Raw genomic sequence first — 12,876 nt, forward strand, 5'->3', positions numbered from 1 at the left:
CTGTTTTTGCGCCATCCATTACTCATCATCTCCAATCTTTTGGGTGTTTTCACTGCCTTCTTTAGTTACTTCCTTACTTTCACTTGCCTGACTAGCTAAGAGTTCCCAAATTTCCTTGTCCTTCTTATCTTTTATTATCTTATAGGTGTTTTCCTTGAGAGCAGGATCAAACTGACATATAGCATTGTAATCACAGTAACTACAAGGGGTGGTTTGAGCAGAATCCTTTTTCTTATATGGCTTTATGTTTATCTCCCCGCTTACCATTTCCTCACACGTGTTTATCAGATTTTCCTTAACATGAGCACGTAACAAATCAAACTGCTCCTTAGTTGCTACTGAAGATCTTGAGCCTATTTCTCCATCCTTTTTAATAGAAACTGGCACAATTAGCGATGCACCTTCAATATTTCTATCCATCTCTTTAATTATCTTAGTGTCTGCAAGAAGAAGGCCTTTCATTTTTAAAGCTTTCATTATGGCCTTTTCAAGTTCTTCTTCGTCTAGGTTGTTTTTAGTTTTTATTACTGGGTCATCTATTTTAAAGTACAGTATTCCTGCCGGAAAAATTGGTTCTTCTGCTATTTCACCTTCATTAGAATCATCACTTTCATTAGGGTTACTATTTTCTCTTAACTGATTATTTTCTCTAGAGAAATTAACTTCATTTGTAAGCATAGCATCTAAATAAGTTAATAGTTGTATTTGAAGCCCATAGTATACATCTGACAGTTTAAAATCTTTATTGCCAGATTTATAATCTATTATTCTATAAAATTCTTCGCCCTCATTGATTAATTTATCCACTCTGTCTATTCTACCCACTAGATTTACTTTTTCCCCTGTGGATAGTTCTACTTGGATTGGTGGATAATCTCCCTCTTCAAAGCCAAAGGATACTTCATAACCAAAGGGTTCAAATCCACTGTTTTTCATTTGCTCAACTATAACTAATATAGTTCTTTTTAAAACTCTCTTTAATCTCTCAGTAAAGTACTTATACCTTGGGCTACTATTTAATATATAGCCACTAGTACCTCCCTCTGCTTCTTTTTCTACAATACTTGCAATGTTTTCTTCACACCACTGAGTGTCCAAACTTGCCCATTTCATTTCACTTTTATCCACAAGCTTTGAAAAATTATCAAGGACACTGTGCATAAAACTACCTAAGTCTGGTGATGAAAAGGTGAAGGTCTTTCTTGGTTTTGCTTTTAACCCATATTGCACAAAATATGCAAAGGGACATTCTTCATACTTTTCTATTCTAGAGACACTAAAATAGTTTTTTTCTCCATAAAGTTGTTTTACTTTTTCTTTTTTAAGCATTTTTATTTCATTCTTATAGTCAAAAGCCTGAAATATGGTGTTACTCTTTTCTCTCCACTGATCTTCCTTTTGGTACCATTTATAAACCTCCACCCAAAGAGGCGATATATGTCCTTCTTCTAAATACCTTCGTAGTTCAAATATTAAACCATTAAAGGTTGGAATCTTGGCACTGACTTCTTGCATTTTCTCAGTTTCTTCTAAATCGTCACTATATATTGATATATTACTTTCTTCTTTTAGTCCCTTAAATAAGGCTTTAAATCTTGATATTATAATAGAAGGTCGTAGGGTTTTGCCTTCATAATCTGCTATAGGATAACTAATATTTAAATATTTGCTTGGGATGGTTATGGTGGCGTAGATTAAATACTGCTCATTAAATATTTCAGTTTTTGTGTCGTTAGCCAGTTCTACAGCATTTTCCTTTAAAATCATTCTGTCACTATCTGTGAATATTCCCTCTTCCTTATTTGCCTTTGGGAACACTCCATCGTTTACCCCAATAATATATAGCGCACTAATGTCATGACTTTTTATACGTTCAATACTGCTAATTGTTACTCCATCTAGCGCTGGTGGAATAAGCCCCATTTGGTGCTTGCTAAAACCCATGGATAGAATCTTTGAAAAATCCTCTAAGGATAATATTTCTGTTCCCATAACCTCCACCATCTGATCTAGAAGCTCCATAACTAGGTTCCATATCTTACTGTACTCTGTGACTTCTTCTTGAGCACCTTCACTTTTAAATGCTTCAATCCAAGTCTCTAGAGTTTTATATACATTTATAGTCTCTAGGAATTCAAATAGGGCAGTACATATCTTTGTGGTAGTATTGTTTCCACCTTTTAACTTTTCACTTAGCTCTAGTAGAGGCTTTATAAAGGCTTCTCTTGTGTCATTTAAAATTTTAATAGTGGCTTCTATTTTAGCTGCGCCTTCTAACTTTTCAGTTTGTATTTCAATATTCCCTTCTCCTTTTTCATACTCTTGACTTGATATGTTCTTTTGAATCTCTATTGCTTTATTATTGAAGTAATCTCTAAAATAATATTCTATTTTACCCTGCCATAAATCATCTTCTGTCCATTTTCTTTTACCCTTAACTCCAGCTTCGATTGCAAAGTTTTCTAGTATATCGATATGTTGCTCTTCTATATCTAGTAGTCCTGTTTTAAGGTATCTAAAAACCGATTCATAGCTAAAGCTTTTAGTTAGAATTTCAATGGCAGAGGTTATTAATACAATTAGGGGGTTACTTGTTATATCTTTTTTCTTATCTATAAATATAGGAATATCGTATTCTGTAAATATGGCTTTAATTAGCTTTTCATAGCTAGGTAAATCTCTGGTTACCACTGCTATTTTATTAAATCTTATATTCTCATCCCTACAAAGCCTTAAAATATCCTTTGCCACATGCTCTATTTCAGTGTAGGCATTTAGCGCCTTAAACACCTTTATATTTTCACATCTTTCTGTGAGTGGCTGAAAGGGAAACGCAAAGTAGTTTTTTTCAAGAAAGGATAGCTCTGCATTATCTTTGAATTTATGTTCTTTGTTTCCCTGAAGTTCAATGGACTTTTCAATACTGGTTCCAGTTTCTTCTGCTAGGGTTAAAAGCTTATTTTCTGTGGACTTTATAGCATAAAAGGCATCAGCTTCCTCCATATGTTTTGAATGCTCAGAATCCTTTAGTGGAAGTGTTATGTTTATTCTCTTAGCCTTTTTATATAACTTTTCAAGTATTCCATACTGCTGTGGTGTAAATCCTGTAAACTCATCAAACCAAAACTCTGCGCCATCAAAAATATTACATTCATCAAGGGCACTATATAACCTAGTAAGATCATCATCAAGATCCACGTAGTTTTTATTTAAAGTATTGTCAAATTCTTTATATATAAGGGATAAATCCGTTATCTTATCTGTTAGCAAAGGATATTCTCCTAAGTTTTCTTTTACCTTATTTAGAGCTTCCACTCCAATGCTATATTTCTTAAACTCTGTGATTGCACTAGCCACATTATCTATAAATCCCTTTTGCCTAGAGGCTCTTCTAAATACCAGGAATTCCTCTTGCTTCTTTTGTAGTATGTTATGAATAAGCATTGCCTTTCCTGATGCATCCATAGCTATGCCAGTTATTCCTCCTACTTCGCTAAAAACTCTGTAAGCTAATCTATTAAAACTAAGCACTTGGACGTTCTTTATTCCTGTGGACCCAACTACTTTTATAAGGTTCTTTTCAGCTTGAAAGGAGAATTGTTCTGGAACCAAAAGTACTAAAGGTTTTTCATGTTCCTCAGCACTTCTAGCTTCTATATCCTTTAAGCAAAATGTACTTTTCCCTTTTCCAGCTCCTCCATAGATAAATCTCAAACTCATAAAAACACATCCCTTCATCTTTGCATAATTATACCATATTAAATGCATTTCCTTCATCAGTAAATTATAGTTACTATTGGATAATATTAATGTTTATAGCATAATATTTTATGTAATGTATAGGATTAACTATGTAAAATATTTAATTTATGTGATATAATTTCTATATTCTGTATCTAAAGTGATTATCACTAGGGGGATTACAATGTACAACTTGAAAAATTTTTCAGAAATTAAAGTAAACAAGCTACTAAGTAATATTTTAAGTAAATATGATAATATTTGCAAATGTGAAAAATGCAGATTAGATATTACTGCTGTGGCTCTTAATTCATTGTCTACAAGATATATTGTTTCGGAGCAAGGGGAAATATATACTAACGCACTCACTGAGGTTGATAAGCAGGAGACCATTAATGTTACCACTGCTATTATAAAGGCAATAGAAATAGTATCAAAAAATCCAAAGCATGAGTAGCTTTGGATTTTTTATTGCTATGGGTTTTTAGCTTAGTTATTTATTTAAGTGATATAACACTCAATATATTACCTATAAACCTTTCGAAGTCTTCCAAATTGTTTTGGGTTATATCGTATATCATCTCATCATTAATATTAAAGTACATATGCACAATTCTATTTCTGAACTTGGCCATTAAAAAATATGTATCAACATCCTCTATTTTGATGATATTGTTATCAGCCAGTATTTGAAAATGCGCTTTATTATCTTCTGGGTTTCCCCATCTATTTCTTGCAATTAGATGACTAGCTATATCTAACATTGCTTCTATTGTAACCTGTAATAAATACTTTGAACTATCTACATTTCTAAAATCTTCAATAAATATTCCCTTATCTACTTCGCTAAGTTTCTTTAACTTTGTTACATTGGTTTGCATGAATAATATTTTTTGCTCTAACTTTTCTCTATCAAAATTCATATTTTTCACCACCTACAATGAGTAACTTTCATAATAATCTTTTCTAAAAGACTCTATGTGATACTTTTCTTCCCTAAATCTATTAATTACATATTCAATATAATCAGATGTTTTTATAAAATCTGCTTCGTATAAACTTCTTCCTTCTTTTATAGTTTTAAATTGCAATGTTATAGGAGCTTTTTTTAAATCTACAGTATCAACATTTTCATAGCCTATTATATCCGATATATTACATGATATTTTCATTTCCTTTAATATAGAAACATCTTTATTAAACAGAATTGAAAAGTCTATATCACTTTCTTCTCTTTGATATTCTGTTCCATATGATCCAATTAACCAAACTGCTAGAATATCTTCATTAGTTTCAAAGTACTTTATTAATGTTATAATCTTATCTTCAATATTTATCATACAATTCAGTCCCCCTCATTAATTAATCATACTATTTAACAGAATACTTCTTTTCTTTTAACTATATTATATCCTACTTTCTAGAGTGCACCATTACTATTTATAAAATAATTAGCAAGTAGCAACAAAAATTGCATTTCCAATCTTTCTCACCCTGGGGATCTCTTCGCCCATACTACCCACTAAATCAAAAGTATGAAATTTCCAGTTCCTAGCTCTTATTGCAAGGCACGCAGGCGAGATTTCATACCTTTTTTTCTCTATTTTGTACTTTGCAATTTTCCTATAATTATCTCTTTCATTTCCTTTAATTTTTCTTCTGATGCCTCTAAACTTTCTCCCTTAGAATACATATATATTTTAATTTTTGGTTCTGTACCTGAAGGTCTTACCGCATACCAACTATCATCATCAAAATAAAATTTAAGTACATCAGATACTGGAATTCCGGTATCCTCTTCTGTGCCACTAATTAAGTCATAGGACTTTTGAATTTCATAATCTATATGTTTTATAAGTTTTGAGCTACCTATTGTCTTCGGATTATCTTTTCTGTATTCTTCCATCATTCTAGCAATTCTGTCTTGACCTTCTATGCCTTCTAAAACTATGGATATTAAGTTTTCTCTATAATATCCGAACTCTTCATAAGTCTCGTTTAGAACATCTATTAGGGTTTTTCCTTGTGATTTATAGTAAGCTGCTGCTTCACATAAAAGCATAGAAGCTATTACTCCATCTTTATCACGAACGAAGGTTCCAGCAGTATAGCCGATACTTTCTTCATATCCAAAAATAAACTCATGACTATTATCTTTTTCAAAATCAGGAATTTTGCCACATATATTTTTAAATCCTGTTAATACTTCAAATGTTTCTACACCATGTTTTGCTGCAATGACCTTGCCTAAATCTCCTGTTACTATAGATTTAACTATAGCTGCATTGCTACTTAGCGTTCCATTATCCTTCTTTCCTTCTACCACATACTTAATTAATATAGCACCTGTTTGATTACCATTGAAGGCAACATATTCGCCATTTGTATCTTTAACCATTATGGCAAGTCTATCACAATCTGGGTCAGTAGCTATTAATAATTCTGCATTTTCTTTCTTTCCAAGTTCCTGTGCATATTTGAAGGCTTTTACGTCTTCTGGGTTTGGATATCCAACTGTAGTAAAGTCTGGATCTGGATTTTCTTGCTCTGGAACAACTATAATATTTGTAAAGCCTCTTTCCTTAAGCACTCTCCTTACTGGTATGTTTCCAGTTCCATTTAAAGGAGTATAAACAACTTTTATATCTTTACATATATCTTCTCTTATAGCTAAACTCTTCACTTTTTCAAAATACTCATCATCCATGGCCTTTCCAAGCATTACAATTAAGCCTTTTTCCTTGGCCTTTGCCATATCCATAAGTTTTATAGAGCTAAAGTCTGTAATACCCTTAATCTTGTCTGTTATACCCTTTGCTATAGGTGATAAGATTTGAGCACCATCTTCCCAATATACCTTATATCCGTTGTATTCTTTTGGGTTATGGCTGGCAGTTACTACAATTCCAGAAGCAGTATTTAGTGTTCTTACAGCATAAGATAATTCTGGAGTAGGTCTTAGTTCTTCAAATAAATAAGCCTTTATTCCATTTGCTGCTAAAACTTGAGCTGCAGTAGAGGCAAACTCCTCAGAAAAATGTCTGCAGTCATAAGCTATTGCAACTCCCCTATCCATATACTCTTTGCCATAATCTTTAATGTATTCTGCAAGGCCTTGAGTTGCCCTTGAAATAATGTACAAATTCATTCTATTAAGACCAGCACCTAATTTCCCTCTAAGTCCTGCAGTTCCAAATTCTAAATCCGTGTAAAACCTATCTTCAATTTCTTTGTGGTCTCCTGCTATAGCTTTTAATTCTTCTCGTGTCTTATCATCAAAGTATTCATTATTTAACCATTCTTCGTATCTCTTCATATAAGTCATTTTAATTCACACCTTTCCAAGTAATTATTATAATAGACAACATTATACAGTACTTTGTATACATTTAAAATATCTAATAATTATTTATAAGAAAGCCTATAAACTTATATTATTTCTGATTGTCATATATTATCTTAGATACTTGTCCAATAACTTCGTTTGCATCTGGAATATCCTTTGTAAAAACAACAAGAATATATGGATTTTTCTTGAATACAATGCCAATATCATTTACATACTCAGCATAGTCTCCAATTTTATGAGCTACAACTTCCTGTGGAATATACTTATCTATTCTATCATGAAACTCTGTCTTTTTCATGGTTTCGATCAATGTAGCGTAGTACTCATTGTTTTTAGGATTCAAATATAATCTTTCTAAGATTTTAAATGAGTCCCTTGGCGTAATATTATTTCCTTCATGAATTATTGGATGGCCAACTACACTTTCGATAAAGTTATATCTATTTTTATCTCCTACTTTTCTTAAAATCATATTTATGGCAATATTATCTGAATATCTTATTGAGTAATCACTTAATGTCTTTATGGCAATAGGATTGCTCAAATCTGAGCCTTGAAGTACTCCTGCACCTTCTTCAAAATCCACATCTTCATATTTTAACTTCTCATTTATATCAATCTTTTTCTCTTGAATCATATCGTACATAAGCATGTTTATAGGCACCTTTATGGTACTTGCCGCTGAAAACTGGTTGTCCGCATTTATTTCAATGGATTTTTTAGAGTTTATATCATAGTATATGAGTCCAAACTTATTTACATTATCACCTAGATACCCCCTAATTTGTTTTTCTAAACTTACTAGGTTTTCCAACTTTGATTTTTCTTCCACCTTTTCTTTTATCTTACTTTGCTTGTACTCCATTAAGTGCTCATACATTATATCTTCATTATCGGCTTCATGTGGCTCTTGAACCTTAGCTTGATTATTATTAAAAATATAACTAACTGCTGGAACATCTCCGCTAGCTTCTACCTTTTGCCTGCTTATTAAAAGTGTTGAAAAGAATGCCATTATTACCACTAACGAAATGGCTGTTTTCTTTATTTCCATCTACATACTCCCCCTAGATTCTCTTTTGTAAATGCTTATCTTTAACAACATTTTGGAAGCTTCAAGTCTGCCATCTTCTATAAGTGGCAGTTGTCTATCCCGGAAAGGTTACTTTGGTGACAATCTAAACCTGCTTCCAAAGTTGTTAATATTGCAGCATCGCAGATGATGATTTAATTCCAAATCATCATTATAGACTTGTATATCTAAAATATACTATTTTGGTGTCAATTTGATGTCAATTTATAAATTCATTTTATATTATACCTCAAATTTTGCTAAAATTTAATACTTTTTATCATCTTATTAGATTTGGTAGTTAAACATGGTCTTTCTAATTTACAAATTTCTGTTTTCTTATTGAGTAAATATGGAATCACTAACTTTACTTTATATATTTTTTCACATTAATTAAATGTTCTTCATAAGTTTTACTAAATACATGCCCGTTTCCATTGGCTACATAATATAAATAATCGCTTTTTTCAGGATAAAGTGCAGCCTCTATAGAAGCTTTCCCTGGAGAAGCTATAGGTCCTGGTGGTAATCCCTTGTATAAATATGTATTATATTTCGACTCTATCTTAAGGGTGCTATAATATACCTTGTCAATATTTTTTTCGCCCTTTGTATTTGCATAAATTACTGCTGCATCCACCTGAAGTGGCATTCCTTTTTTTACCCTATTATAGATAACTCCAGCAATTTTATTTCGCTCGCTGTCATTTGCTGCCTCTCTCTCAATTAATGAAGCTATAGTTATAACCTCATCTACATCTAATTCTAATTCTTTAGCTCGTGCTTTATATTTATCAGTGAATACCATTTTAAATCTATCTACCATTATATTTATAATTTCATTTTTTGTAGCATCAATAGGTATATAATATGTATCTGGAAATAAGTATCCCTCCAAATCATAGTACACATCCTTTTTACTTAATATCAGACTATTATCTTTTAAGTCATTAAGTGTTCCCTTTAAGACGTCTTCTTTTTTTACAAGGTTGTTTTCTTCAAGTTTTCTTGCAATTTGATAAAGTGTATACCCCTCTGGTATTGATATAACAGCAAACTCTGGTTTTCCGCCTTCTAATCTTATAATAAGGTCTTTTAGCTTTGTTTTAGCTTTTATTATATAGTTTCCACCTTTTACGCTTCCCTTTAACCCCTTTGTCTTAGCATAGTATGTAAAGACATCTTGAGATTTTATTATACCTTTTTCTTGTAACTGTTTTGCTACTTGTTCTATAGTGGCATTTTTCTTTATAAATATATAATTATCGCTACTATTTGTAGTCGCCAAATTCACAAAATACAAATAAAAACTTCCTAAAATTAAACTACATATAATTACTATAATACTAGCAACTATCACTCTTTTTCGCATTTAGCATCACTCCTTTGATTGTTTTTCTCTATATACTTATTCTACCACTTAATTATGAATTGTGAACCAGTTATGAAATTAATACCTGGGGACAGTTAACAACTACTCAGATAATATTACCCATGTATTCCTTGTTTATTAACCGTCGCCGTTTATTCGTACCCAACTGTTTACTGTTAGCATAGAATACTATATATATGAAAAGGAGTTGTTAATATAATATGAAAGTAAAACTATGTAATAAGAATAAGTGGACAGATGCTGTCATTGCCATGGTAAACGAAACTCATCCTAGCATAAACATATCTACAAAAAAATGCATTGGAAAATGCCATAGATGTAAGGATCACCCCATAGCTATGGTGAATAAGAAGATATTAGTGGGTACAGATGTGGACGACTTATATAATAAGATAATAGCTTCTTTACTTGATCAGAATTTATAAAAATAAGGTTACAATTTATAAAGATAAATAGCTGTGATTTCAAAAATCACAGCTCACTGTTTTTATTCATAATCTTCTATGCGGTTAGTTTTCAAGAATTTTTCTTCAGTTTCACTGGCTGAAAGAGGTTTACTAAAGTAGTAGCCTTGTATTTGGTTACAACCCATATTCTTTAGCAGTTGGATTTGTTCCTTAGTTTCTACCCCTTCTGCTACAACATCTAATCCAATTTTTTGCGCAAGTTGTATTATTCCATCTACAATTGCCTTTTCTCTTTTATTTTCAGCTATATTATCTATAAAGGATTTATCTATTTTTAATGTATTAATAGGTAACTGCTTTAGGTAACTAAGAGAAGAATAGCCTGTCCCGAAATCATCTAAGGCAATATTTATTCCTAAGTCTCTAATTTCAGTAAGCAATTTAATACTTTTTTCAAAATCCTTCATTAAAATACTTTCTGTTATTTCTAGCTCTATAAACTTTGTATTAACCTTGGTTTCAGCTATAACTGCTTTTAGTGTGGCTCCGAACTTATCGCTTTCTAGTTGAATTGCTGATAAGTTTATTGCAATAGTTTCATATAGGTATCCTTTGCTTTTCCATAAGTTGTTTTGAAGATACACAGTTCTCATAATCCAATCACCTATTGGAATTATGAGTCCACATTGTTCTGCAATAGGTACAAATTCTACAGGGGACAGATTTCCAAATTCCGGACTGTTCCACCTTAAAAGTGCCTCAAACCCTTTAACTTTATTATTTTCAATATCTATCTGTGGTTGATAATGGATTTCAAACTCATTATTTTTTAAAGCAGACCTTAATCCTTTTTCAATTTGAACACGTCTTATCACTATATCACTCATGCTCTTATTAAAGAAAGAATACTTAGCTTTTCCACTGTACTTAGCACTATACATGGCAGTATCAGCGTTTATTAACAGTGCACTTGTTTCTTTAGCATCCTCTGGAAACATAGTAATTCCTAAGCTTGCTGAAGTATACACGTGCTTACCATCTATATCAATTTCGTAGTTTAATGAAAATAATAGTCTTTCGCATAGGCTAGTTACATCTGCGCAATCCTCAATATTTTTCATTAAAATAAAAAATTCATCTCCACCTACTCTTGAAATAAAATCCCCTTCTCTAATAGACTTTTTAAGGGCTATTGAAACACCCTTTAATAACTTATCTCCATAATCATGCCCCATGGTATCGTTTATTTCTTTAAAATTGTCTAAGTCAATAAACAATATGGCATGTTTAACTTCACTGTCCTTTGATATAATAATTTCATCTTCTAATGTTTTAATAAATAATTTTCTGTTTGGTATCTCTGTTAGAGCATCGTAATATTCTAATTTATTTATCTTTTCTTCAGAATTCTTTAAATTAGATATGTCTGTAACAGATCCTGACATTTTAGTTGCAACGCCTTTTTTATTTCTAAGGCACTTACCCCTAATTAAAATCCACTTATACCCTCCCCTACTAAATAGAATCCGTACACGACTTTGATAATGTAGGGTTTTACCATTGACATGATTCTGAAAATCTTCTAGTGCAACTTCTTTGTCTTCATCAGTAACTAAAGCCATTAAATCATTTAAACTTGTTAATGCAGATGTGTCATATCCTGTAATATCACTAAGTTTATCTGAGTAAGAGATTTCTTTAGTTATAAGGTCAACTTCCCATATAGCATCATTGGCACCTTCTAACGCTAACTTATATCTTTCTTCACTCTTCTCAATTATTTCTTGTTTTTCGTGCAATTCATCGTATTGCGCTCTTAATTCTTCTTCCACGGCTATTAATTGTCCATAGGTACCTTGTATTTCCTCGTAGTTTTCTTTTAATTTATTAGACCATGATTTACTTCTTTTAGCATATTCTTTAATTAAAAAATATAATATGAGAGATGATGCAAGTACATAAATCCATCCCTTAATTGTTTGCATTTGCGCCACTAAAGTTCTGCTTTGAATATACTTATTTAAAACTTTATCTGAAAATAACATCCCACTACCACAGATTAGAGCATATGCCATGCTTATTTTAATTGGTACATTCTTAAGATCAGTATCATCATCAAATAATGAATCAATATTTATTTTTTCGGATTTATTTATTAATTTATTTCTAGTAATATTATTTAAGTCATCTTTTCTGCCATTCACCTGGATTCCTCCCATTGTCATTTAACATTAATTAAGTGCTACTTTATACAATATCATTATATTTCATTTTAACATTATATTATCGTCGAATTATGACTTTTATTAATAGTTTTTTGAACATGCATTTAACTTTTTTGAATTTATATTATTTATCCTATTCCTCTTATAAATCACTCATCATAATTTAACTAATTATACCATTAATAATCACTCTTTGCATTATTATTTAATATAGTTTATATCTTCTGTTGTTTGATAGAACCTATTAATATTCTTTTACATATAAGAAATTTTGTAATATTTATCTTTGTAACTTTATCGTAATATATTATAATGTTATTATAGTGTATAATATTGTCGATTAGTAATTTTCTTAATAACTTAGAAAAAAACTTGAAATAACAAAGGAGAATAAGAATGAGAAGAAAAAATGTGATTGCTATGTTGCTTTTTAGTGCCTTATTTTTAGGTTCAATATCTCTTTGTTTCTTTAATAACAATAAAATTAAAGATAATAAAAGTAAAACTGAATCTTTAAAAATAGAACTTGAATCTTTAAAATCTGAAAATGAAGCTTTAATTAAAACAAATTCTAAGCTTATTGAAACCAACACAAGGATTTCTGAAAAAGTAAATAGCTTAAAAACTGTTACAAACTAATATATATATATATATTATTGTTATTTATTTCAATGAACTTTATTTATAAG

General features: G+C 30.9%; 10 protein-coding genes. 3 read left to right on the forward strand and 7 right to left on the reverse strand.

Annotated features, from left to right (window positions below; all coding sequences use genetic code 11):
• Positions 1–18 precede the first annotated feature (18 nt).
• The gene (gene addB / locus LGK97_RS09530) at positions 19–3,720 is read right to left on the reverse strand and encodes a helicase-exonuclease AddAB subunit AddB (protein WP_226259532.1); all 3,702 of its coding nucleotides are present in this window, start codon (positions 3,718–3,720) and stop codon (positions 19–21) included.
• A gap of 205 nt (positions 3,721–3,925) precedes the next feature.
• Here addB and LGK97_RS09535 point away from each other — a divergent pair, with 205 nt between their 5' ends.
• Positions 3,926–4,198 carry a late competence development ComFB family protein gene (locus LGK97_RS09535; RefSeq protein ID WP_226259533.1) on the forward strand — a complete coding sequence of 91 codons (273 nt, stop codon included), beginning with the start codon at positions 3,926–3,928 and terminating at the stop codon, positions 4,196–4,198.
• A gap of 40 nt (positions 4,199–4,238) precedes the next feature.
• On the opposite strand, the gene hepT is transcribed toward LGK97_RS09535, so the two are convergent.
• From hepT to mltG, 5 genes are all read right to left on the reverse strand, one after another.
• Positions 4,239–4,664, reverse strand: coding sequence for a type VII toxin-antitoxin system HepT family RNase toxin (gene hepT, locus LGK97_RS09540; protein WP_226259534.1), 426 nt, complete (start codon positions 4,662–4,664; stop codon positions 4,239–4,241).
• A 12-nt stretch (positions 4,665–4,676) separates the two neighbouring features.
• Positions 4,677–5,081, reverse strand: a complete 405-nt coding sequence (gene mntA / locus LGK97_RS09545) for a type VII toxin-antitoxin system MntA family adenylyltransferase antitoxin (protein ID WP_226259535.1) — start codon at positions 5,079–5,081, stop codon at positions 4,677–4,679.
• 260 nt (positions 5,082–5,341) lie between these two features.
• Positions 5,342–7,066: a phospho-sugar mutase gene (locus LGK97_RS09550; protein ID WP_226259536.1), complete on the reverse strand. Its 1,725-nt coding sequence runs from the start codon at positions 7,064–7,066 to the stop codon at positions 5,342–5,344.
• Positions 7,067–7,175: 109 nt separating this feature from the next.
• On the reverse strand, positions 7,176–8,144 hold the full coding sequence (locus tag LGK97_RS09555; protein WP_226259537.1) for a serine hydrolase: 969 nt from the start codon (positions 8,142–8,144) through the stop codon (positions 7,176–7,178).
• Positions 8,145–8,529: 385 nt separating this feature from the next.
• Positions 8,530–9,534, reverse strand: a complete 1,005-nt coding sequence (mltG, locus tag LGK97_RS09560; RefSeq protein WP_226259538.1) for an endolytic transglycosylase MltG — start codon at positions 9,532–9,534, stop codon at positions 8,530–8,532.
• 221 nt (positions 9,535–9,755) lie between these two features.
• Between mltG and LGK97_RS09565 the strand changes: the two genes are divergently transcribed.
• Complete coding sequence (locus tag LGK97_RS09565; protein ID WP_226259539.1) at positions 9,756–9,980, forward strand: DUF1450 domain-containing protein; 225 nt, start codon at positions 9,756–9,758, stop codon at positions 9,978–9,980.
• Positions 9,981–10,042: 62 nt separating this feature from the next.
• On the opposite strand, the gene LGK97_RS09570 is transcribed toward LGK97_RS09565, so the two are convergent.
• Positions 10,043–12,166 carry a putative bifunctional diguanylate cyclase/phosphodiesterase gene (locus LGK97_RS09570; RefSeq protein ID WP_226259540.1) on the reverse strand — a complete coding sequence of 708 codons (2,124 nt, stop codon included), beginning with the start codon at positions 12,164–12,166 and terminating at the stop codon, positions 10,043–10,045.
• Positions 12,167–12,583: 417 nt separating this feature from the next.
• On the opposite strand from LGK97_RS09570, the gene LGK97_RS09575 reads away from it, so the two are divergent.
• Positions 12,584–12,826 (forward strand): hypothetical protein, encoded by a 243-nt coding sequence (locus LGK97_RS09575; protein ID WP_226259541.1) that lies wholly within the window; start codon positions 12,584–12,586, stop codon positions 12,824–12,826.
• Positions 12,827–12,876 lie beyond the last annotated feature (50 nt).

This window comes from Clostridium sp. CS001 (assembly GCF_020443565.1).
Lineage (GTDB): Bacteria > Bacillota > Clostridia > Clostridiales > Clostridiaceae > Clostridium_AD.

Bases quoted from the DNA above. Each gene is read 5' to 3' on its own strand.
- mntA (WP_226259535.1), bottom strand. From the start codon at position 5,081: ATGATAAATATTGAAGATAAGATTATAACATTAATAAAGTACTTTGAA.
- LGK97_RS09575 (WP_226259541.1), top strand. From the start codon at position 12,584: ATGAGAAGAAAAAATGTGATTGCTATGTTGCTTTTTAGTGCCTTATTT.
- addB (WP_226259532.1), bottom strand. From the start codon at position 3,720: ATGAGTTTGAGATTTATCTATGGAGGAGCTGGAAAAGGGAAAAGTACA.
- mltG (WP_226259538.1), bottom strand. From the start codon at position 9,534: ATGCGAAAAAGAGTGATAGTTGCTAGTATTATAGTAATTATATGTAGT.
- LGK97_RS09550 (WP_226259536.1), bottom strand. From the start codon at position 7,066: ATGACTTATATGAAGAGATACGAAGAATGGTTAAATAATGAATACTTT.
- LGK97_RS09555 (WP_226259537.1), bottom strand. From the start codon at position 8,144: ATGGAAATAAAGAAAACAGCCATTTCGTTAGTGGTAATAATGGCATTC.
- LGK97_RS09565 (WP_226259539.1), top strand. From the start codon at position 9,756: ATGAAAGTAAAACTATGTAATAAGAATAAGTGGACAGATGCTGTCATT.
- LGK97_RS09535 (WP_226259533.1), top strand. From the start codon at position 3,926: ATGTACAACTTGAAAAATTTTTCAGAAATTAAAGTAAACAAGCTACTA.
- hepT (WP_226259534.1), bottom strand. From the start codon at position 4,664: ATGAATTTTGATAGAGAAAAGTTAGAGCAAAAAATATTATTCATGCAA.